Consider the following 23507-nt stretch of genomic DNA (forward strand, 5'->3'; position numbering starts at 1 on the left):
GTCAGGGGAGATTGCCCACATTTTGCGGATACCTGCATTTTGACGCCTGTCGATCTGCGAGATCCATTCATGACCGGAATGCCGAACGCGATGTTTAACCAGCGCCTTGATCAATTGCCCGCCTATCCGTTTCCACGGCTTGCTGCCCTGTTAGAGGGGCTTGAACCCGGCAAGACGCCATTGGTGATGTCGATTGGCGAGCCGCAGCACGAACCACCTGCAATGATCACCGAGGCCATGGTGAAATACGCCAGCCTCTGGCATAAATACCCGCCGGGAAACGGCACGCCGGAACTGCGCAGCGCGATCAAGGGATGGCTTGACCGCCGTTACAATCTGCCAGATGGCATGATTGATCGGGATGCTCATATTCTGCCGGTCGCCGGAACACGCGAGGCGCTTTATCTGATTGCAACCTGTGTCATCCCGCAGGATCAGCCCGGCCCGAAACCCAAGGTTCTTTTGCCCAATCCGTTCTATCAGGTCTATTGCGGTGCGGCAGTCCTTAATGATGCGGAAATGGTGCCGCTGGCGGCGGGACCGGAAACCGGTTTCATGCCGGATCTTGATCAGATCGATATCGAAACACTTAAGGCGTGCCGCCTGTTTTTCCTGTGTTCACCGGCGAACCCGCAAGGGGCCGTTGCATCGCGCGACTATCTTGAACGCATTATTGCGATGGCGCAGGAACATGATTTCGTTCTGGCGATGGATGAATGCTACGCCGATATCTATGATCGCGAAGCCCCGGTTGGTGCCCTTGAAATCTGTGCGGCGCAGGGCGGCAGGATGGATAATGTGGTTGTTTTCCATAGCCTGTCAAAACGATCCAGCGCGCCGGGCCTTCGTTCAGGGTTCGTTGCCGGTGATCCCGTGATTATCAAACGCTTCAACGCATTGCGCAGCTATTGCTCGGCGACGATTCCGATGCCGATCATGGCCGCATCCGCCGAACTGTGGGCCGATGATGCCCACGCATCGGAAAACCGTGATCTTTATCGCGCCAAGATTGATGTCGCGCAGGAAATTTTTGGCAACCGGTTTGGTTTCTATCGCCCGCCGGGGGGCTTTTTCCTGTGGCTTGATGTCGGTGATGATGAAGCCGCAACCAAAAAAATATGGGTGGAAGCCGGGGTAAAAGTCATTCCGGGCAGTTATCTGTCGATCACGGATGCAGATGGCAACAATCCCGGAAAACGCTTTATCCGCATTGCCCTTGTTCATGACCTTGAAACCACCCGCGAAGGGCTTCGACGTATCGCCGATGCCCTGAGCTGAACCAAGTCTGCCCGATCAACAGCGACGAAACGACAACGGATACCCCGATGAGCAGTCAGTCCAACCTTCTCGCACGCAGCACCGCCTTTATGCCGGGCAGTCTTGTCAATCTGCTGAAACGAAGCGGATTGCAGCTTTGCGGGCTTGCGCTGGTTGGCGCAGCAATCGCCCTTTTCATGATGCTGATCGGTTTTCATCCCGGTGATCCGTCTTTCAACCATGCGGCTGATCGCGATGTGATCTTCAACCCGCTTGGAACATTCGGGGCTTATACCGCCGATCTGTTGTTGCGCACGCTGGGTCTGGCATCGGCGCTGCTTACTGTCTTGATCCTCGGCTGGGGTCTGCGGCTGATTGCGGTTCGGCCGTTCAACTGGATGTGGGCACGTTTTCTGGTTTTGCCGCTTGCCCTGCTGATGGTCTCCACCGCGGCTGCCGCGGTCCGACCGGGTATGCACTGGCCGCTCACGGTCGGGTTTGGTGGTTTTGCCGGTGATCTGCTGCTTTCCAAGCTTCAATACGGGTTCGAAATGATTGGCGTGCCAGGTGCACGTCCGCTGATTGCGCTGATTGCAATGGTACTTGGTCTTTTCCTGACCATGTTCTGCATGGCCTATCACATGTCTGAATGGCAGAAAGTCGGCTCGATCCTGTCGCGTATCGCAGGCGGTATCATTTCCGCAATCGGCCGCGCCATTCCTGGCAATTCAACAGATGACCGCCCGGGCGAACGGACAGCAGCCCGCAATCCCCGCATGCGTCAGGAACCGTCGCTAGAAAAAGGCAAAACCGGCCTTGGCGCTGCGATCAGTACCCGTCTGCAAGCGGCAACATCGTCGCATAACAAGGACGATGATATCGAAGAAGACGATTACAACGACGCCGATCATGCGCCGCCGGTTCATATTGTCGCAGCCCCGGCGGCAAAATTACAGCCCGGCGAAAAAGCATCGGCCCAGCGTCAGGCGTCGTTTGATCTTGGATCAGACGATTACCGATTCCCGCCGCTTAGCCTTTTGCATGAACCCGACCCGGCAGACGCAACCCAGATTGATCAGGAAGCATTGGCGCAAAATGCCCGCCTTCTGGAAACCGTTCTTCAGGACTTCGGCGTCAAGGGCGAAATCGTTCAGGTTCGCCCCGGGCCGGTTGTTACCCTTTATGAACTTGAACCGGCAGCAGGCGTCAAGTCATCACGCGTGATCGGCCTGGCCGATGATATCGCGCGTTCCATGAGCGCGATTGCCGCCCGTGTCGCGGTGGTACCGGGGCGCAATGTCATCGGTATCGAATTGCCAAACGCGCGCCGCGAAACCGTACATCTGCACGAAATTCTGGCATCGAGCGATTTCGAAAAGAATACCGGCAAACTCAATATGAGCCTTGGCAAGGATATCGGCGGGACGCCGGTTATTGCCGACCTGTCGAAGATGCCGCACCTGCTGATTGCCGGTACCACCGGCTCGGGTAAATCGGTTGGTGTGAACGCGATGATCCTGTCGCTGCTTTATCGCCTGAAGCCGGAAGAATGCCGTTTCATCATGATCGATCCGAAAATGCTGGAACTGTCGATTTATGACGGTATCCCGCACCTTCTGACGCCGGTTGTGACCGACCCGCATAAGGCGGTTGTCGCCCTTAAATGGGCGGTGCGCGAAATGGAAGACCGGTATCGCGCCATGAGCCAGGTCGGTGTGCGTAACATCGCGGGCTATAACAAACGCATCAAGGAAGCAGCGGCCAAGGGCGAACAGCTGACGCGGCGCGTTCAGACCGGCTTTGATCCCGAAACCGGCAAACCGATCTTTGAAGATCAGGAACTGCCGATGGAGCCACTGCCGTTTATTGTGGTCATCGTCGACGAAATGGCCGATCTGATGCTGGTGGCAGGCAAGGATGTTGAAGCATCGATCCAGCGACTGGCACAGATGGCCCGTGCCGCTGGCCTGCATCTGATCATGGCAACCCAACGCCCGTCGGTCGACGTGATTACCGGTACGATCAAGGCAAACTTCCCGACCCGAATTTCCTATTCCGTGACATCGAAAATCGATTCCCGGACCATCCTTGGCGAAATGGGTGCCGAACAGCTTCTGGGTCAGGGGGATATGCTCTATATGGGGCAAGGTGGCCGATTGCAGCGTGTCCACGGCCCGTTCGTATCGGACGAGGAAGTCGAAAGCATCGTCGCCCATCTGCGCGATCAGGGCGACCCGGCCTATCTCGAAACCGTTACCGAAGAACCCGAAGAAGACCCGGTCGCGGCTTATATGGCCGGTGGCGGCGGTTCAGACGGTGGTGGGAATGGATCGGATGATGATCTGTATAATCAGGCTGTCGGCATTGTCCTGCGCGAGAAAAAGGCATCCACCAGCTTCATTCAGCGCAAATTGTCTATCGGGTATAACCGCGCAGCCCGAATCATCGAACAGATGGAAGAAAACGGCATTGTTTCGTCGGCCAACCATGTCGGCAAACGTGAAGTCCTGATGGAAAACATGGACGGATCGCCTTACGAATACTGATCGTCGTGCAACCAAAAATATCAACAACAAATGAAAGAGGGATGCCATGTGCATCCCTCTTTCATTTGCAGATCTCGCCGCGATACTGATTTCACTGAGGATTCTTCATCTTATCACGGGTTTTCTGATTTCGATCAGGAACAATTGGCAAAGCTCTTTTTATAAAACCGCACATCTGCACAACCCTATGTTGCAGTTATGCTGATCTGACAGCTTTTGCTGCATGCAGTTTCCGCCGTTTACATCCAAACACGGAGAACCCGATGAAACTCTCCAATTTCTCGCTTTCCGCCAAATTGCGGATGGTACTGGTAATGACGGCTTTTGCGCTGGGCGGTCTGGCGGTCTTTGATCTTGTGACCCTGCGATCTGCACTGGTCGAAGAAAAGAAAGCCAATGTCCGGCAAGTCGTCGATATGACCCGTTCGATCTTTAGCCATTATGATCAGCTCGCCAAATCCGGTGAGATCACCCTCGACGAAGCGCAGACCCGTGCAACAGAGTTTATTCAGAATGCGCGTTACGCTGACAATAATTATGTGTTTGTACTGGGTCTTGATACCAAGGTCATACTGCACCCGATCCAGCCAAAACTGAACGGCCAGAACGGTAAACAGGTGATTGATGTCAACGGTGTCCCGATCCTTGATGAAATGGTCAAGGCAGCACGTCATCCCGAAGGCGGTTTCCTGACCTATGAGTGGAACAAACCGGGGCATGACGGGGTATTTCCCAAACTGGCCTATGCCGAAACATTCAAGCCGTGGGGCTGGGTGATAACAACCGGCGTTTATATCGATGATGTTGATGACATTTTCTGGCAAACCGCCATCAATGACATCGCTGTTGCGATTTCCATGCTGATCGTCATCGGAATGGCCGGACTTGCGATTGACAGATCAACAACCCGACCCTTGCGAATGATCACCGAGGCGCTTAACAAACTGGCCCAAGGCGATACCAGCGTCACCACAAACGAAACAGATCGGCGTGATGAAATCGGTGCCTTGGCCCGGTCACTTGATGTTTTCAGGTCAAACCGCGAACAGGCCGAAAAGCTTGAACGGGAACAGAAAGATACGCACAGAACCCAGATTGCCCGCGCGGAAAAGGTCGAAAAGCTGATTAAAAGTTTCGAGATCGAAGTCGAAGGCAATCTGTCGACGGTTCACAGCGCGTTGGAGCAATTACGCACTACGGCAACAGGCATGGCCAGCCAGTCTGACGAAACCACGAGCCGTGCGGCCAACGTTGCCGTGGCAACCGAACAGGCAGCAGCCAATGTCGATACCGTTGCAGCCGCGGCAGAACAGCTTGCTGCATCCATCGATGAAATCACGTCGCAGGTTTCGCGAAGCTCTGATATCGCACAGTCGGGTGCAAACGAAGCCGATGACGCAAGTACGATTTTTGCAGAACTTGGAACGGCTTCCGACAAAATCGGGCAAGTGGTTGAACTGATCCAGTCGATTGCCGAGCAAACCAATCTTCTGGCACTCAACGCCACAATCGAGGCCGCCCGTGCCGGTGATGCCGGAAAAGGCTTTGCCGTGGTTGCGGCCGAGGTCAAAAACCTTGCCAACCAGACCACGCGCGCGACCGAAGACATTGCCGGTCAAATCGGCGGCATTCAGGAATCGACCCAGAATGCACTGGGCGCGATCCAGCACCTTTCGGGTCGGATGAAGGAACTGAACGAAGTTTCGGCAAGCATTGCCGCCGCCGTACGTGAACAGGATGCAGCAACCGGCGAAATTGCCCGCAACGTTGCCGAAGCCGCAACCGGCACCAAGGATGTCGCGCAAAACGTCGTCGGCTTGCGCAAGGCCGCCGAAGAAGAACGTGAAGCATCCGGTCAGGTTCTGGCGGCATCCGGCAGCCTGAACAGCAAATCGCAAAACCTGATGGAGCAAATCAAACAGTTCCTGAACGATATCAGGGCGGCATAAGCCAATCTGATACTGAACTTTCAGCTGTGCCGTCCTGAAAACCGTCAACGTATTTTGGGACGGCACATTCGGAAAAGACAAAAAGCAACTTTCAGTTGATTTTGATCTATCGCAAGATTTCCAGTCTAGAAAAAGCCTAAAACCGGAAAAGAATAACAAAACCGGCAGAAACACCGTCCCCACACGTTTTGGAGATGAGGCGTGAATGCCACCAACGGCTTATCTGGAAACGCTCATGACCCTATCCAATCTTTCCATATCGACAAAACTACGACTGGTTCTGGTGCTCGTTGCGCTTGCGTTGACCACTCTTTCAGCAATTGATTTGATCAACCTTCGCGCGACCATGGTTGATGATCGCAAAAACACTGTTCGCAATGTTGTTGAAATGGCCAACACAACCCTGGAGCATTATCAGCAACTGTCCAAAGACGGACAATTGTCGGATGAAGATGCCCGAGAGCAGGCGCTTGCAGCCTTGAATGCGCAACGTTTTGGCGATGACAATTACGTTTTTGTATTCAAGCCGGATACCCGAATTGTTTTGCACCCTGTCCAGCCACAGTTGAATGGCAAGCAAGGCCGCGACATCAAGGACCCGAACGGAATTGCACTGTTTGTAGAATTGGCAAAGGCTGCCGGACAGCGCGACGGTGTTTTTGTCCCTTACACCTGGAACAAGCCGGGGAAGGAAGGCACATTCCCCAAACTTTCCTATGCCAAAGCCGCACCGTTTGGCTGGATCGTTGCCACCGGCATTTATATTGATGATGTTGATGCATTATTCTGGCAGCGCGCGATTACCAATATTGTGGTCGCATTTGCCATGCTTTTCATCATCGCTGTCCTCGGCGTCATGATCGACCGGTCGACATCTCGTCCGCTTAAATCGATCACCACCGCGATCAACAATCTGGCAAACGGCAATACCGAAATCGCCATCACAAATTCAGATCGCAAAGATGAAATTGGCGACCTGCAACGGGCCTTGCTGATTTTCCGCGAGAACCGGATCCAAGCTGACAAACTTGAACGTGAACAGCAGGAAAACCAGGAAGCACAGCTTCAGCGTGCCAAAAAGATCGATGCAATGATCCGCAACTTTGAAACAGAGGTTGCCGGGAACCTGACAGTTGTTAATGCAGCGGTAACGCAGCTTCGCAGCACAGCCAGCCACATGATGGATCAATCGGTATCGACAACCAACCAAGCCACCGCTGTTGCGGCGGCAACCGAAGAAGCGGCGGCAAATGTGGACACTGTTGCCTCCGCCGCCGAACAGCTTGCCGCCGCGATTGATGAAATCACACTTCAGGTCAATCGTAGTTCGCAGATTGCCCAGTCGGGTGCCGAAGAAGCCGAGGAAGCCAGCTCTATCTTTGCTGCGCTCGGAAATGCATCCGACAAGATTGGCGAAGTTGTTGAATTGATCCAGTCGATTGCAGAACAAACAAACCTTCTTGCACTGAATGCGACCATTGAAGCAGCAAGGGCGGGAGAAGCTGGTAAAGGGTTTGCCGTGGTGGCCGCCGAGGTCAAGAACCTTGCCAATCAGACCACCCGCGCAACCGAAGACATCGCAACCCAGATCAACGATATCCAGTCATCGACACAAAATGCGCTGGGCGCAATCCAGCACCTTTCGGGTCGGATGAACGAATTGAACGAAGTTGCAGGTGGAATTGCCGCAGCCGTCAGCGAACAGGATGCAGCCACGGGTGAAATCGCCCGTAATGTGTCCGAAGCCGCCGAGGGAACCAAGGAAGTGTCACGCAATGTCAACGGCCTCAGGCACTCTGCCGAAGACGAACGAGGCGCTTCTGGCGAAGTCATGGATGCTGCGGAAAGCCTTAGCGACAAGTCACACGTCCTGATGTCCCAAATCAACGATTTCCTGGCCAACATCCGGGCCGCCTGATCAAACGGGCACAAGTCTTCGATACAAAGTTCAAAGAAAAAGGCGGGCTGCATGACACAGCCCGCCTTTTGATGTTTTAAGATCGTCACCGATCAGATGATCAGATCGACTGATTGATCCAGTCGACAAGAGCGCTTTTCGGCAGCGCGCCAACTTTCATCGCGGCAACTTCGCCACCCTTGAAGATCATCAGGGTCGGGATACCACGTACACCGTATTTCGCCGGGGTGTTCGGGTTTTCATCGATGTTTACCTTGGCAATCTTGAGCTTGCCGCCCAGTTCGCCAGCAATTTCGTCCAGATACGGCGCGATCTGTTTACACGGGCCGCACCATTCCGCCCAGAAATCGACGAGGACCGGGTCATTGGAACCCAGAACGTCGGAATCGAACGAAGTATCGGATACTTTAATCGTGGTCATACTATCAGTTCCTGGTTGTTACGAGGCCAAGTCGGGTTTCCCCTCCAACCTCGATCCGCTGTATGGAGGCAAAGGTAGGCAGCACCGACGCAAAGGTCAAGCGCGTTACAGTCTCATGATGTGTTCGGGCAGCTCGACCATCCATGGTCCGTTGGTCCACAGGATGAAACACCGAATGTTTTTATCCGGGTACATCTGGCCCAGTGCCGCCTTGTAAATAGACATCTGCCGACGATAGGCACGTGGTGTGCCCTCGACATCGCGTGGGGGCGGCCGATTTGTTTTAAAATCAACGATCATGACGTCGTTTTCACGCACCACCAGACGGTCAATCTGGGCGGAAACGACGTCTCCGCCGACAATGCCAACCAATGGTACCTCGGCCCTTGATCCCGTATCAAACACCGGCGCAAATTCGGGATTTTCAAAGATCGCGATTGTTTCACTGGTGATTTCACGCTGCTGGTCTGCATCAAGTGCATGCACCGGCTGGGCAAGGAACCGTTCGGCGGCATCCCGCCTTTTGGCTTCGGGCAGGTCGGGCAGCAGTTCAAGCAGTTTGTGAATCAGAAGCCCGCGTTTGAAACTTTGCCCCTGATCCCCGCCCAGCGGCGATTGCACAGAGGGCTCTTCTTCAAGCGGGCGGCTGGGTGCCAGGGGTTTTGGCGGGAAGGCTTCGGTCGGCGCGATGTCGCGAATCAGAACGCGCGTGGACAAATCGGCGGTGCCGGTCGCGGCAGTGACCTTGTCTGCCCGAGGCGCTTCGCGCTGATCGGTTTCCCATACCCAACCGTCGCCCGACCAGCCGGACCCCGAAAATTCCGTAAAATCGAATGTTTCGGAACTCGCATAGCCTTCCATCGCCTGCTGACACAGATTGTACCAGCAATGATCGGGGGCCTTGCGTTTTCCCTGCCAGCCACAGATGTAAAGCCGGTCTTCGGCGCGCGTCAGGGCGACATATAGCAGGCGGTTATATTCCTGATCACGCTTGATCGCGATGGCGTCACGCAACCGCGCAACCACATCGGTTTCCAATGCCACCCGCGGCAGCCAATACATCAGATCGCGATCTTCCTGCCAGAACAGGTTGGGGGCCTGTGTCGGCACCTGCATGGTATCGGGCAGAAACACGATAGGTGCCTGCAGGCCCTTGGCCCCGTGCACCGTCATGATCCGGACCTCGTCACGGCCGCTTTGTTCAAGGTCACGCTTGATTTCGGCGTCCCCTGCCATCAGCCAGTGCAGGAACCCCTGCAAGGTCGGCGCATGATCGGCTTCGTATCCCATGGCAAGGTTGAGGAATTCGTCAATCGGGTCGTTTGCCTCGATCCCGAGCCGCCCGACCAGACGGGCGCGCACCCCGCGCGCATCGTCGCCACGCCCGCCCAGAAGCTCGGCAAACAGTTCAAACGGGCGTTCGTAATCAACCCGCCCCAGCCATTTGAACAGGAATTCATAGGCCGAAAGGAAGGCCGGATCGGCATCATCACTGCCTGCCTTTTCGCGCAAGGCAAGCCAAAGGGTGCGCGGACGGTTATGGGCAATCGCAAACAACTGATCATCGTCAAACCCGATCAGCGGGCTTTTGAGGACCTCGGCCAATGTCAGGTCGTCTTCGGGCATCAGAAGAAACCGGCCAAAGGCGATCAGGTCCATCACGGCAAGCTGATCGGTGATCTGCATACGGTCCACACCGGCAACCGGAACGTTGCGTTCCTTTAACGCCTTGACGACCTCGTCGACAAAGGCCGTCCGACGTCGCACCAGGATCATGAAATCACCTGCCCGCACCGGACGTCCGCGCGATGTCAGTTCCTCTCGGGTGTCGATTGCATGGCGGATACGCCCGGCGATTACCCGCGCAAGGCGGATTTCCGGGTCCTCAAGGCGCACGATACGGGTTGGTGGGGTCCACGGGTCCTCGGCGGCTCTTTCCTGCGGTTCGACCGCCGGCCACAATTCGATCCGACCGGCCTGCCCGACACGGAACGGACTGTGACTGACATCGGCACCATCATCGCCCACCCCCTGTTTCGCGATCATCCCGGCAAAAACCCGGTCCACCGTGCCCAGCACGGCATCGGTTGAACGAAACGATATATTCATCGGGACTTCGCGCCATTCGGCTTCGATTTCGCGCGCCCGTTCGCGGAAATAGGCCCGCATCTGGGTGAATTTTTCGGGATCGGCGCGCTGGAAGCTGTAAATCGATTGTTTCGCATCCCCAACGGCAAAGATTGTCCGTGGCTTTTCATCATGCTGCCCGGCACCGGCAAAGAATTCCTCTGCCAGAATACGCACCACTTCCCATTGTTCGGGGTTGGTATCCTGTGCCTCGTCAATCAGGATGTGATCAAGCCCTTCGTCGAGTTTGAACAAAACCCACCCGGCAATCCCGGCCTGCTGTTGCAATAACTGCAGACTGGTCAGGATCAGGTCGTCATAATCAAGGCGGGCATGCAGCGCCTTTTTCGCGGCATAACGATCCAGCATCGCATTGCCGATACGGATCAGGGCCGATGTGGCACCGGCCAATGCGGCGGCCTTGCGCAAACGGTCAATTTCGATCAGACGGGCACATTCTGCTTCGAGCGCATCGGCCCCCATCGGATGATTTTCGGCGGCTTTTTTCGTGATCAGTTTGGCACGCGGTTCGCCTGCGGCGGTAAAGAAGACACCGCGATAATCTGAAAACACCGCCAGCCGATCCTCGATACCGGTTTTTTCAAGGAATTGGGCCAATGCGGGCACACGATCCTGATCGGTTTTGGTGCCCGCCTCAAGTGCGGCCAATCCACGCATCAGCCCATCCCGATCAAAGGCATCATCGGATAGGGCCTTGCGCAGGATATCATCCTCGCTTTGGCCGTTGGGAACGCCAAGTGCGGCATACACCGCATCGCGCATGCGTGCCGCACCGCCATGGCGTATCAGCATGCGTTTCAACCGGCCGCGTTCACGCGCCAATTCGCCCATGACCTCGCCAAAGGCACCTTCGCGGACCTGCCCGGTCACGACCGACAGGGCATCAGCCAGATCGTCATCCCGGCCATTTCGGGCAAAGGCCAGTACTTCTTCCTGAACGTCGGCCATGGTTTCGGCCGCAGTACGGTCATCCATGATTTCAAAATGCGGTGCCAGCCCGGCCTCAAGCGGGAAACGGCGCAGCAATGACTGACAGAAGGCGTGGATCGTCTGGATTTTCATCCCGCCCGGCGCATCAAGCACCGACGCAAACAGGCGGCGCGCGCGACGCGTTTCATCGCCACTTGGCGCGGTTCCGGCCAGATTGAAAAGATCGTCATGAAGTTCACGATCTTCCATGGTGGCCCAATGACCCAGCCGTTCATTGACGCGGTTGGCCATTTCCGCCGCGGCGGCCTTGGTAAAGGTCAGGCACAGGATGCGATGGGGCTCGGTCCCCGACAGCATCAGGCGCAGTACCCGATCCGACAGAACCTTGGTCTTGCCGGCACCAGCCGATGCCGACACCCAGACTGACGCCATCGGATCGGATGCATTGCGTTGCAGGATATTGGGATCGGTTCCGCGAATTCCGGTCATGCGTCACCATCCTTGTTCTCATTGCCGTCCGTCGTCTCGACATCCTCGCTGCCCATCCATTCGCGCAGGCGTGCCAGATGAACATAATCGGAATATTTTGGCGCATGATCCGGGTGCGGCACACTCAGATAAGGTGTATTTTCGTCGTCAAATGCGGTGGCAAGTGCATTGACCCCGGCCACCGCATCACGCGCAAGCTCCGCCGGGGTGGTTTTCATGCGTTTGGTATCAATCTCGCGGATTTCACCTGCGGGGTCACCACCGGACAGCTTCCAGAACGCCATGGAAGCCGGTGGACCGGCCGGGACATCCTTAAATCCGCCGTCCTGCGCAATCGCGGCCTCAAGCGGCAATTGCGGGGCAAAGCCATTGGCAACGTCCGTCTGGCTGGGCGGCATGCCGGTTTTATAATCAATGATCGCGATCCCGCCATCGCGCAGCATGTCAATCCGGTCCGCACGGGCATAAACTTCGAACCCGGTCTCGGTTTCAAGCGTACCGGATTGTTCGGTATAGGATCTGCGCACATGATCCCGGCGTGCTGCCTCCGTCTGGATGAACCAGCGGGCAATCCTCTCGAACCGTGGCCACCAGAACGCCCAAAGGCCGGGCCGGGCCGCAAGCGGTTTGAACACCGCACGCCCGATCATGATCAATTCCTGTTCGCCATCCGGTGGCAAATGATCCGGGTACCTCGAAATAAACTGATCAAGAGCATCATGGATCAGGTTGCCGTAATCCGCCGCGCCGGGATCTTCGTCCACCCCGTCAAGTTTGCGCAAACCAAGGATATGCCGGGCATAGATCGCATACGGATCACGCATCCATGTTTCAATCTGGGTAACCGACAACCGTTTTGGACGGACGGAAACCGGCGGCGTTGGTGCCGGACGGCCAATTTTGCGGCGCATGTCATCGCGCGGTTCATCCAGCAGATCGGCCAAGGCACGCCACGCATGGGCATCCGGCTTTTCCATTGAAACGCCCGACTTCCGAAGAATGTTTTCAATCCGTAACAACCAGCGGGACGGCACGGTTGGCGTGCCTTCGACGCGAAGCGCACGGGTCATGACCACATCGGGCGCACAGAAAAGCTGTTGAAAATCATGGGCGGATTGCCCGACACGATGTTCAGGTGCCGGAAGGCCAAAATTCCGCCGCATCGGGCGGCTCATCCACGGATCGGCCCCGGCCTCGGGCGGCCAGACACCCTCGTTCAAACCGCCCAGAATGGTCAGATCGGCCTGTTGCATCTGGGCTTCGACCGTGCCCCAGATAAACAGGCGCGGATGTTTGCCAAACTTCGGACGCACGGCACGCTCTGCCATCAAGGCATCCAGAAAGGCCGCATACCGGATACCCGGCATGGGGACGAAATCGGTTAATGCCTGAAGCAGCTCATGGATAAAATCGGCAAGGGCCTCGCCCGCTTCGCCGCGCCATAGACGCTCCGCCCCGTCCTGCACATCGCTTGCCGCCAAGGCTTCGGCAGTCTGAATATGACAGCGCAAGGCACCAACCGGCGAGATCGATTTTTCATCCATCAGATCAAGCAACGGTGCCAAACAGGTTTCAAACCGTGCGATCAGGTCGGAAAGCCGCGCATGATCATCGCGGATGCGTTCAATCCGCGGGGCCGCGTTATCCGCCCCGGACGAGGTGATGCGATCAATCGTCTCATCGCGCCAGCCATCCAGCGCCACCTGCAAGCCGTCCAGCCCCGGACCGGGACGCGCACCGCGCAAAACATACTGTTCCATTTGCCGGGTCAGGACACGGAACTGTTCCGGCGGAAGCCCCGCCGCACTCAGCGGATGTTTCAAAAGTTCCAGCAAGGGCACCGGGGCAAATTGCTCCTGCACGGCGCGCACGACAAGGCGCAAATAGATTGCGGGCGCTGTGTCATGCAACGGAATGCCTGCGGAATCATCAATTTCGATTTCCCAGCGACGCAGTTCCGTGGCAACACGGCGCGCCAGACCGCGATCCGGGGTTACCAAGGCACAGGTTTTACCGGGATGTTCCAGGGCGTCGCGCATCATAAGCGCAATCGTCGCGGCCTCTTCGCGCGCGCCGGAGCAGTCAACCCGCAGAACGCCATCCAGAATTTCTGGCGCGAAATTGGCGATATGGCGCCATTGGTCGGTTGTTTGCGCCGGGCGCAGGGCCTCGCGCGTCAATCGTCGGCGTTCTTCATCCTGCGGGTACGATTGCGGTACCGATGGCCAGATCAGGACCGTCCCCGGATCACGCCCGATATGTCGCAACGTTGTCCCCAAAAGATGTTGCGGGTGGGTGGCATCCTCGTTAATCGCCTGCCAGTCATCACGTCCCAACCCCGTCATCAGGCCGGGCAGGACCACACGACCATGCGGCATGTTCAAAACCGCACTCATCAGATCGCGCAAGGCCGGAAACGGGCCGGTCGACCCAGCGATAATAATCGGTGTGGTGGGGGGATTTTCGCGCCACAACATGATCTGGGCGGCAATCAACGCATTGCGCCGCATCGCACGGTCACTGACCTGATACGATTGCAGAATCTCTGGCCAATACAGGGTCAGGATTTGCAGGAATTCCAACGTCAATTGCCAATGTTCGGCAAATTCGGCAGGCACCAGCCCCTTAAGATCATCAAATTTGCAATTTTCGGTCTGTACCTGATCGAGAAACCGCGCCAGTTCCCCGGCCAGACGGGCGGCCTGATCGGCGGTTGGTTTATCGCCCTTGTGATCGGGGCGGTTCATGATCAACCGGGTTAGCAGCAGTTTTCGTTGCAAATCCGGAATGGATGGCGGCAGATCAAGGGCTGCCTGTTCGCCGCCTGCACCATAAATCGCCAGTTCGTCCTCGTCAGCCTCGCCCAATGCGCGGATGGTCGGCAGCATGGTCACCGCCCCATTCGACTGACGAAGGAACGCATCGCGCATTACCTTTGCCGACCGGCGATTGGGTACCATCAGGACATAATCAGGTAAGACGACCGGCTCTGCGGCGGTTTCCGCCATCAACTGTTTTGCGATCAGATCGGCAAATGCAGCGCCCGGCGGAATATAAAACAGGTTTTCGGGCTGTGCCGCCGGTGCGGCAAAGTGATCGGCGGCGTCCATATAATCGAACAGATCCGCCATCAGTCGCCCCCGGCTTTGGCTGCTTTTGCCATTCTGGCGGCACTTTCATGCGCCAAAGCGTCTGCGATGACGATTTCGGCATCGGCCAATGCTTCTGGCGTGCCGATATGGAAATAATCCCCGTCATGAACCAAACCAAAGCAGCGCCCCGATGCCAAAGCCTTGTCGTAAACCAGATTTGATGAAAACGCGCCATCAGGGGTATTTTCAAACAATCGCGGCGACAGGATTTGAACACCGGTAAAGAAATACGGGGCAGACACGGCATCGCCGCGACGCTTCAACCGACCATCGACCTGCCAGAAGAAATCACCCGCACCGTCATAACCAAACGCCCCTTCGACCGGATAGATCGCAAGCAACGCGTCCATATGGTCCGGATCGAAGGCCTCTGTCAGGCGGTCAAAAAGCGGCTCCGCCCCCTCGGTCCAGAAAACATCCGCATTGGCAACCAGCACGGCCTGATCATCAAGCATTGGCAGGGCCTTTTTCACCCCACCGCCTGTTTCAAGCAAGTCTTCCTCGGGCGAGCACAGAACCCGTGGCAGGGTCCGGGTGGCGACGTGGTCGACAATCATCTGCCCCATATAATGGCTGTTGACCACCGCCTGATCAAAGCCCGCCAAAGCCAGTTTATCAAGCACATGATCAAGCATCGGCTTCCCTGCAACCGGAACCAGTGGTTTTGGCATGTGATCGGTGATCGGACGCATGCGTTTGCCAAGCCCGGCAGCCAGGACCATTGCTTGCGCCTTTGCGGTGTTATCCCTCATCAGGATGCCCCCTGTTCGGACGATTGGCGTGCGCCGGAAAGTGACGGGGCCATTCGTGCCTCAACCGGGATATGATTTGCAATCCATGCGGCCAATTCAGGTAAATTGCGGTCTGCATCGCGCAGGATCAATTCCCAGCAGCGCGGGATGAAATCAAAATAGCGCTGCTTGCCTGCCTTGATGGCAAGCCAGCCAAACCGGCCCAGTATCCTGAAATTCCGAACCATATTACAGGCCATATATGATGTTTCGAAATCGGAATGATCCAGATTTTCGAAGGCTGCACAATAACGATCCTTCAGACTGGCTTCGAGTTCCGAACCGATATCATGCCGGACATCACGCAATAACGACACCAGATCATAGGGCCGTGGGGCGATTGCCGCGTCCTGAAAATCAATGATCCCGCAATCCTCGCCGCCCTCGTCATTTTCGACCAGCATCAGGTTATCGACGTGATAGTCGCGGTGAATGATGACCGTGCCGGTTTTCCAGCATGACGGCAAAACGCCATCCAGCATCACATCAAAATCAATCATGGCCTGATTGCGTCGGACCGGATCGACAATGATCAGCGGCAGATAGTCATCCTTGAAGCTTTTCAGCATACGCCTGAAATTATCCGGCCCGTAAACCACCAGATCGGCCTCTGCCTGCATCCCGGCCTGCGCCGTTTTTGTATCGCAATAGCGATGCAGGTTAATCAACTGATCCACCGCCCGAAGATAAAGGGCCGGTTTGGACGCCCCATTCTGGTCGAGCGCCCGTGTAAAGGTCAGATCGCCAAAATCCTCGATCAGGACAAGACCCTGCGACACATCGCTGGCATAGATTGCCGGTACGCGCCAGCCTGCCTGCATGAACAGGTCTGTCGTTGTCATCACGGGCTCCACAGATGCCGGGCGTTCGGGATTTTCATGGATGCCGTGCGGATCAACGCTGATGGCATCAATGGGAAAATCCATCAACAAAGCGGTGCGGCGACCGTCATCCAGACGATAGTATTTCCGTGCAGAGGCGTCATCGACCAACGGCACCGGCACCACATCGCGCCAGCCGTTTTTCCCAAGGAAAAGATCAATCACATCCTGTCGTGCCGCCGCATTCATGATGCAACCTCATCGAGATTTTCAATGCGCTTCTGCCAATCGGCACCGTGCGGAAGAAGCTGAAACACCCGCGCATCAATTGTTGATCCGGGTTCGATATGAATATCAAGACGATTTTCGGGCGTCAGATATTCCAGCCGGTCAGGCCATTCAATCAGACTGACGCCATCGGCAAAGGCATCTTCGATATCAAGCTCGTGGATTTCTTCGGGATCGGACAACCGATACAAATCGAAATGCCAGACAGGGATGGGGGCAAGTTCGTAAATCTGCACCAGGGTGAAGGTCGGACTGGGAACTTCTTCATGCGGATTGTTGGCCAACGCGCGGATATAGGCCCGGCAAAAGGCACTTTTCCCCATGCCCAGTGTCCCATGCATCAGGATCACGTCACCCGGCTTTGCCAATGCGGCAAGTTTCCCGGCAAGGGCTTCTGTCCCGTTCTGGTCGCTGACAGTAACTGTCCTGGTCATGATATCCGTCAATTGATTGCAAGCTGACCCTATTTGTAGGGTGACGAGACCATCCTTCGCAATGATTTTACGTGCAAGGATAAAGGCAACCCGCGCACAAGGTTAAAAACGGCGGGAAAGGCCGGTTTACATTGCGATAACCGGTCCCAAATGTTATCTCGCACATATATGATTCAGGCTATGAATTACCGTCGCTTTTATCGACCTGATGTTATTTGGATGGAATGAACATGTCAGACGCATCGTACAGCACCGATATCGCCATAATTGGCGCTGGCCCTGTCGGGCTTTTCGCCGTTTTCGAAGCCGGAATGCTGGGGCTTAAAACACATGTCATTGATGCGCTTGATATGGTTGGCGGGCAATGCAGCGCGCTTTATCCCGAAAAGCCGATTTTCGATATCCCGGCCCATCCGCAAATTGCCGGTCAGGACCTGATTGATCAGCTGGCCAAACAGGCCGCCCCGTTCGAACCGACCTATCATCTCGGTCAGCAGGTGATCAAACTTGAAAAGCGTGACGATGGCCGTTTCACGCTGGAAACCTCGGTCGGCACCATCATTGATGCGGGTGCGGTTGTGATTGCGGCGGGTTGCGGTGCCTTTGGCCCGAACAAACCGCCGATGGACGGCCTTGAAGATTACGAAGGCAGTGGCGGCGTTCAGTATTACGTCAAACGCCGCGCCGATTTCGCCGGGAAGAAGGTTGTGATTGCCGGTGGCGGGGATTCGGCTGTTGATTGGGCGCTTTCCCTTCATGACATCGCCGAAAAGGTCATGGTTGTTCATCGTCGCCCGAAATTCCGCGCCGCACCGGACAGTAGCGCAAAATTGCAGGCCCTTGCCGAAGCCGGAAAGATCGAGATGGTCATCCCCTATCAGCTCAAGAGCCTCAAGGGTGACAATGGCAAGCTTTCCCATGTCGTCGTTGCCACACTTAAGGGCGAGGAACTTGCACTGGAAGCAGATCACCTGTTGCCGTTCTTTGGCCTTGCCATGGAACTGGGTCCGATTGCCGATTGGGGCCTTAACCTTGATCGCAACCATATCGGTGTGACGCAGGCCACCATGGCAACGTCAGTTCCGGGCATCTTCGCAATTGGCGATATCGCGACCTATGACCACAAACTGAAACTGATCCTGTCAGGCTTTGCCGAAGGGGCCAGCGCCATCCATGCCGCGCGCAGCTACCTGTTCCCCGATAAGGAGTTCCATTTCGAATATTCCACCACGACGGGCGTTCCGAACGAGTAACGAGCCTTGTAGGCCATTCAGGAAAGCGCCCTTTATGCTAGGGCGCTTTCCGAACAAACAGGCAAGGATTCTGTGCCTGATTTTTGCTTTTTCTTCTCAGTCACGCTTCAAATTTCGTTTCCATCCAGGTGGAATACCACCTAAAGTCATTGCAGTAAATTTTCAGCAACCGGAAAATGCAATGGAAAATCCTGAGAATCCGTCCACCGCAAAACGCACACCTTTAACCGACATGCATAAACTTGCATTGTTCGGAGCCGGAACCTTGCTGTGTGGAACAATAATATTCATGTTCACACTTAATAGCGTTTTCGAAATGGCAATGCGTGGCCGCTCTGGCGGGAGCATCATGTTAACGATTGGAATGACATTGGCAATCGGTCTGCTGATTGCTGGTGGGACGGTCGTTTCAAAATGCGTATCAAAAGCAATCAAACCTATTCTAGAAGACTAAAAACCTTCAACAACAAGCTCGGCCGATTAGGGTGTTGATTAGGCACCTTCTCTTGGCAACATTGGCGGAATAAGCCCTGATCAAAAAGGGAAAGCACACCATGCCCGCAGCCGATAAAACCACCCTTCATTCCGGCGGTTGTCTGTGTGGCGCGGTGCGCTTTTCCGTTTCTGGCGATCCGACGGGCGGCAATCATTGCCATTGCGGCATGTGCCGCAAAGACAGCGGTTCAGGCGTCTCAACCTTCGTCACCTTTCCGACCGCGACCCTGAAATGGGATGGCAAACCGGCCGAGTTTGAAAGTTCACCCAACCGGTTTCGTGGCTTTTGTCCGACATGCGGATCAAGCCTTACCTGGCGGCACGGCGACCATCCCGAATTCCTTGATTTCAGGCTTGGCAGCTTCGACGACCCGACGCCCTTCAAGGCGAAAAAGCATCTGTGGGTGAGTACGGCCCTGCCCAGCTTTGCGGGAATTGATCCCGATATCGAACATATCGATCAATCGAGCTGATCGACCACGAATGTCCTTTTCCTAGATGGTCGGGACCGTGCCGCCATCGATGGTATATTCCGCGCCATGAATCGACGACGCCCGGCTTGATGCCAGAAAGGCAATCAATTCTGCGACTTCTTCCGGCTGCGCCGGACGCCCCAAGGGGATGCCGCCCAAGGCATCAAGGATGCTTTGGCGTGCGGCTTCCTCGCTGATACCGCCGCCTTCTGCAATCCGTTCGACCATCGCCTTTGAGGCATCGGTATAAATCCATCCCGGCGCAACGGCATTGACCCGAACACCTTTGGGGCCGACTTCCTTTGACAGAACCTTGCTGTAAGTCGTAAGCGCGGCCTTTGCTGCGGCGTAGGCGGTTGTTGCGTCAAATAACGGCAAACGCCGCTGAATTGAGGAGGTATGCACAACAACACCGCTGCCACGCCTGATCATTTCCGGCACCAGACAGCGGTCCAACCGCACAGCCGCCATCAGGTTAAGGTTCAATTCCTTTTCCCAACCGGCATCGTCGATCACAGCAAAGCCACCGGACGGGTTTGACGACCCGCCCAGAACGTGGATCAGGATATCAACTCCTCCCATGCGTTCTTGTGCAGCTGCGGTAAGTCTTTCGACACCGGCCGTGGTTGAAAGGTCCGCCTGCACATAGCAATCGCTGTCGATATCATCGGGTTTTTCGCCCCGCGCCGCCGTAAGCAGGGTTCCGCCACCCGCCATCATGCGTTCAAAAACGGCCTTTCCTGTACCTTTGGTACCGCCGGTTACAATTATGCGTTTTTGCGCAAATTCCTGCGCAGGATCTGGAAGCTGAAACATTTTCGGGTCGCTTGTTTTGTTGGGAAAATTGCGTCAAAAATCGCGGTCGATTAGCCGATCAAAAGCTTTTCGATCTTGCCATTCGCAAGTTCGAACCGATAATCAAGTTCAATCGGACTGTTGGGGAAGTCACCGCTGACCTTGGCTTTCACCGCAAATTGTTCAGCTTTATGGGCAACTTCAATCGGCTCAGCGACAAAGTTGTATTTTGCTTTGACGTCTTCCATCCATTTGCCGATTTCGGGTTGGCCGTGATGGCGTTGCTTTTCGTCTTCGACAATTGCAGTTTCATTGAAAGCCGCAACCTTCTGGGCAACGCTATTGGATGGATCAAAATATGCGGTGATCGGTTCAGGGAGTTTGATCATCTTGTTTGTTCCTGTCTGTTTGCTTGTCAGGCAGGCATTTTTCAAACAAACTCCCATTTTGGGAAGTACGTACTTTAAAGTAAGTAACTAACAGGCTTGAAGCATGGCGAAAACCTACACGCCGGTCACTGCGGCATCAGACGTCGAAACGATCTTTAAAATGCTTGAAGGTCGATGGAAGCTGATCATTCTTTTCCATCTGTTTGGTGGCAAGGTGCAACGTTATTCAGATCTGGAAAAGCTGATCCCGGGCATTTCGCAAAAGATGCTCGCCCAGCAGCTTCGACAGCTTGAAGCCGATGGCATCATCGAACGCAAAGTTTACCCGGTGGTGCCGCCCAAGGTCGAATATCGCATGAGCGAATGGGGCCAATCATTGTGCCCCGCATTGGATGCCCTGCTTAAATGGGCAGAAGCCCGTCCTGCCGAACTCAAAGTTGGCTGACGATCATTGGCCGATAACCCGATACCCGAAACCGAACCGAATCAAGCCGAAACCCCAAGAAAATCTTCAAGAACACCAACGATCATGCCGTGATCCTCGTGCGAGGCAAGGCCGGAAACGGTGATTGCCGCGATCACGCCAACGCCTTTGACGCGAACCGGGAAACTGCCGCCGTGGTCGGCATAATCGGCGAAATCAATCCCGTGATCGGCAAGCGTTTTGCCCTTGGCCTTCAACGCCAATCCGAACTGCATCGATGATTGATGTTCGCGAAGCGTCAGATTGCTTTTGCGATATGCCCAGGAATCATTGGCGGGTTTTGCCCCCAAAAGGGCCGCGTGGAACAGGGTGCGATCAGATGTACGGATGTCGACGACAACCGGGGCTCTCTGTGCCCGTGCCACTGCCACGAGGGCCGATCCGATTTCCCACGCCGTTTCCTCGTCAAAGCGATCAAAGACAAGGATGGCTTCCTGACGTTGAAGAATTTCAAGATCCATAGCGGGCTCCCGCAGCAAAACAGTATGACGACCTATCCATAACGCATGGCACGAATTGCCGAAAGCCCTCAAAGAAAAAGGCTGCATCCCCAATGGGATACAGCCTTTGTTTCGATACCGTAATATCGGTTTATTTATCGTCGCTCATTTTAAGGGCGTTGATAAAGGCCGACTGTGGAATTTCGACCTTGCCGAACTGGCGCATCTTTTTCTTACCGGCCTTCTGTTTGTCCAGAAGTTTGCGTTTACGCGACACGTCACCGCCATAACACTTGGCTGTCACGTCTTTACGCATCGCAGAAACCGTTTCACGTGCGATCACCTTGCCGCCGATGGCGGCCTGAATGGCGACCTTGAACATCTGGCGCGGGATAAGGTCCTTAAGACGTTTGCAAATCTCGCGGCCCCGATGTTCGGCAGCAGAACGGTGAACCATCAATGCAAGCGCATCAACCGGCTCTTCGTTGACCAGAATGGATACCTTGACCAGATCGCTTTCATCGTAGCCCGCCAGTTCATAATCAAAGCTGGCATAGCCACGCGAAATCGATTTCAGGCGGTCATAGAAATCAAACACCACCTCGTTCAGCGGCAGTTTGTACACCGCCATCGCCCGGTTCCCGACATAGGTCAGGTCCTGCTGAATGCCGCGGCGTTCGGTGCAAAGCGTCAGAATGCCGCCCAGATATTCATCCGGCACCATGATGGATGCCTTGATCCAGGGTTCTTCAATCGCCTTGATCTTGGTGACATCAGGGAAATCCGCCGGGTTATGCAGCAGAATATCTTCGCCCTTGATCATCGAGATTTTATAGGAAACCGATGGCGCCGTGGTGATCAGATCAAGTTCAAACTCGCGTTCAAGACGCTCCTGAATGATCTCCAGATGCAAAAGCCCCAGGAAGCCACAGCGGAAACCAAGCCCCAGTGCGGTCGAGTTTTCCGGCTCGAACTGGAAGGATGCATCGTTAAGGTGCAGCTTTTCAAGCGCATCGCGCAGCACATCATATTCGCTGGTATCAACCGGGAAAATGCCACAGAACACTACCGGAATGGACGGTTTGAAACCGGCAAGCGGTTTTGCGCAGGGACGTTTTTCTTCGGTAATCGTGTCGCCGACTTCGCATTCGGCAACGGTTTTCATACCGCAATTGATAAAGCCGACTTCACCCGGCCCCATTTCATCAAGCGCAAGCGGCTTGGGCGTAAACACGCCAACACGGTCAACCGTGTGGGTGACCTTGGCGTTCATGAAGCGGATTTTCTGGCCTTTTTTCAGGGTGCCTTCTTTGACACGCACCAGAATCATCACACCAAGATATGAATCGTACCAGCTATCAACCAGCAGGACTTCAAGCGGTGCCGCCGGATCGCCCGTCGGAGCAGGTAAACGATGCACCAATGCTTCAAGCACATCGGGAACACCAAGACCGGTTTTGGCCGAAATCATCAGCGCGTCACTGGCGTCAATGCCAATCACTTCTTCGATCTGTTCCTTGACGCGGTCCGGTTCTGCGGCGGGCAGATCAACCTTGTTCAGGACAGGCACGATTTCGTGGTTGTTATCAATCGCCTGATACACGTTGGCCAGCGTCTGCGCTTCGACGCCCTGGGCGGCATCAACCACCAGAAGCGATCCCTCGCACGCGGCAAGCGAACGCGACACTTCATAGGCAAAATCGACGTGACCCGGCGTATCCATCAGGTTCAGGGTATATTCCTGACCATCCTTGGCCGTGTATTTCAAACGCACGGCCTGCGACTTGATGGTGATCCCGCGTTCGCGTTCGATATCCATCGAGTCGAGGACCTGCTCGGACATCTCGCGATCGGTAAGACCACCGGTAAGCTGGATCAAACGATCGGCCAGGGTCGATTTACCGTGGTCGATATGCGCGATAATCGAAAAGTTTCGAATGTTCTTAAGATCGGTCATATGGCTGCTTCTGGCACTGGGCGATGGTTATGTCAAAAATTCGGTTCGGTTTTTGCCAAAACTTGATCGCATTTCAC

At 55.3% G+C, this 23507-nt stretch carries 18 protein-coding genes; 8 read left to right on the forward strand and 10 right to left on the reverse strand.

All coding sequences use genetic code 11. The features are described from left to right. Positions 1-69 precede the first annotated feature (69 nt). The 4 genes from ABIE64_RS05570 to ABIE64_RS05585 all read left to right on the forward strand — a co-directional run bounded on the left by ABIE64_RS05570 (position 70) and on the right by ABIE64_RS05585 (position 7670). Positions 70-1278 carry an aminotransferase class I/II-fold pyridoxal phosphate-dependent enzyme gene (locus ABIE64_RS05570; RefSeq protein WP_354376855.1) on the forward strand — a complete coding sequence of 403 codons (1209 nt, stop codon included), beginning with the start codon at positions 70-72 and terminating at the stop codon, positions 1276-1278. Positions 1279-1325: 47 nt separating this feature from the next. Then, complete coding sequence (locus tag ABIE64_RS05575; RefSeq protein ID WP_354376856.1) at positions 1326-3803, forward strand: DNA translocase FtsK; 2478 nt, start codon at positions 1326-1328, stop codon at positions 3801-3803. Between the two features lie 263 nt (positions 3804-4066). Further along, positions 4067-5752, forward strand: coding sequence for a methyl-accepting chemotaxis protein (locus tag ABIE64_RS05580; protein ID WP_354376857.1), 1686 nt, complete (start codon positions 4067-4069; stop codon positions 5750-5752). 235 nt (positions 5753-5987) lie between these two features. Further along, a complete protein-coding gene (locus ABIE64_RS05585; protein ID WP_354376858.1) occupies positions 5988-7670 on the forward strand; it encodes a methyl-accepting chemotaxis protein in 1683 nt (560 codons plus the stop codon). A gap of 100 nt (positions 7671-7770) precedes the next feature. Here the strand turns inward: ABIE64_RS05585 and trxA are convergent, their stop codons facing one another. The 6 genes from trxA to tsaE all read right to left on the reverse strand — a co-directional run bounded on the left by trxA (position 7771) and on the right by tsaE (position 17144). Further along, a complete protein-coding gene (gene trxA, locus ABIE64_RS05590; protein ID WP_007088718.1) occupies positions 7771-8091 on the reverse strand; it encodes a thioredoxin TrxA in 321 nt (106 codons plus the stop codon). Between the two features lie 105 nt (positions 8092-8196). After that, on the reverse strand, positions 8197-11658 hold the full coding sequence (gene addA / locus ABIE64_RS05595) for a double-strand break repair helicase AddA (RefSeq protein WP_354376859.1): 3462 nt from the start codon (positions 11656-11658) through the stop codon (positions 8197-8199). Further along, a complete protein-coding gene (gene addB, locus ABIE64_RS05600) occupies positions 11655-14789 on the reverse strand; it encodes a double-strand break repair protein AddB (protein ID WP_354376860.1) in 3135 nt (1044 codons plus the stop codon). Before addB ends, addA begins: the two co-directional genes overlap by 4 nt. Next, positions 14789-15562: a nucleotidyltransferase family protein gene (locus tag ABIE64_RS05605; protein ID WP_354376861.1), complete on the reverse strand. Its 774-nt coding sequence runs from the start codon at positions 15560-15562 to the stop codon at positions 14789-14791. Before ABIE64_RS05605 ends, addB begins: the two co-directional genes overlap by 1 nt. Further along, on the reverse strand, positions 15562-16671 hold the full coding sequence (locus ABIE64_RS05610) for an aminoglycoside phosphotransferase family protein (RefSeq protein WP_354376862.1): 1110 nt from the start codon (positions 16669-16671) through the stop codon (positions 15562-15564). The genes ABIE64_RS05605 and ABIE64_RS05610 overlap by 1 nt, the downstream gene beginning before the upstream one ends. Continuing rightward, positions 16668-17144 (reverse strand): tRNA (adenosine(37)-N6)-threonylcarbamoyltransferase complex ATPase subunit type 1 TsaE, encoded by a 477-nt coding sequence (tsaE, locus tag ABIE64_RS05615; RefSeq protein WP_354376863.1) that lies wholly within the window; start codon positions 17142-17144, stop codon positions 16668-16670. The genes ABIE64_RS05610 and tsaE overlap by 4 nt, the downstream gene beginning before the upstream one ends. A gap of 230 nt (positions 17145-17374) precedes the next feature. Between tsaE and ABIE64_RS05620 the strand changes: the two genes are divergently transcribed. The 3 genes from ABIE64_RS05620 (at position 17375) to ABIE64_RS05630 (ending at position 19365) form a co-directional block, all read left to right on the forward strand. Continuing rightward, positions 17375-18397 carry an NAD(P)/FAD-dependent oxidoreductase gene (locus tag ABIE64_RS05620; RefSeq protein ID WP_354376864.1) on the forward strand — a complete coding sequence of 341 codons (1023 nt, stop codon included), beginning with the start codon at positions 17375-17377 and terminating at the stop codon, positions 18395-18397. A 34-nt stretch (positions 18398-18431) separates the two neighbouring features. After that, the gene (locus tag ABIE64_RS05625; RefSeq protein ID WP_063092456.1) at positions 18432-18851 is read left to right on the forward strand and encodes a hypothetical protein; all 420 of its coding nucleotides are present in this window, start codon (positions 18432-18434) and stop codon (positions 18849-18851) included. A gap of 100 nt (positions 18852-18951) precedes the next feature. Further along, positions 18952-19365, forward strand: a complete 414-nt coding sequence (locus ABIE64_RS05630; RefSeq protein WP_354376865.1) for a GFA family protein — start codon at positions 18952-18954, stop codon at positions 19363-19365. A 21-nt stretch (positions 19366-19386) separates the two neighbouring features. Here ABIE64_RS05630 and ABIE64_RS05635 read toward each other — a convergent pair whose 3' ends face one another. Next, complete coding sequence (locus tag ABIE64_RS05635) at positions 19387-20181, reverse strand: SDR family oxidoreductase (RefSeq protein WP_354376866.1); 795 nt, start codon at positions 20179-20181, stop codon at positions 19387-19389. A 50-nt stretch (positions 20182-20231) separates the two neighbouring features. Next, positions 20232-20549 carry a nuclear transport factor 2 family protein gene (locus tag ABIE64_RS05640; protein ID WP_114094723.1) on the reverse strand — a complete coding sequence of 106 codons (318 nt, stop codon included), beginning with the start codon at positions 20547-20549 and terminating at the stop codon, positions 20232-20234. Positions 20550-20652: 103 nt separating this feature from the next. Here ABIE64_RS05640 and ABIE64_RS05645 point away from each other — a divergent pair, with 103 nt between their 5' ends. Beyond that, positions 20653-20994 (forward strand): winged helix-turn-helix transcriptional regulator, encoded by a 342-nt coding sequence (locus ABIE64_RS05645; protein WP_007088708.1) that lies wholly within the window; start codon positions 20653-20655, stop codon positions 20992-20994. A gap of 41 nt (positions 20995-21035) precedes the next feature. Here ABIE64_RS05645 and ABIE64_RS05650 read toward each other — a convergent pair whose 3' ends face one another. Together ABIE64_RS05650 and lepA are read right to left on the reverse strand one after the other, a co-directional pair. After that, the gene (locus ABIE64_RS05650) at positions 21036-21494 is read right to left on the reverse strand and encodes a heme-degrading domain-containing protein (RefSeq protein WP_037988388.1); all 459 of its coding nucleotides are present in this window, start codon (positions 21492-21494) and stop codon (positions 21036-21038) included. A gap of 130 nt (positions 21495-21624) precedes the next feature. Beyond that, entirely contained in the window at positions 21625-23430 is a 1806-nt protein-coding gene (lepA, locus tag ABIE64_RS05655; protein ID WP_354376867.1) for a translation elongation factor 4, read from the reverse strand. Positions 23431-23507 lie beyond the last annotated feature (77 nt).

The organism is Thalassospira sp. MBR-102 (assembly GCF_040549275.1).
Classification (GTDB): domain Bacteria; phylum Pseudomonadota; class Alphaproteobacteria; order Rhodospirillales; family Thalassospiraceae; genus Thalassospira; species Thalassospira xiamenensis.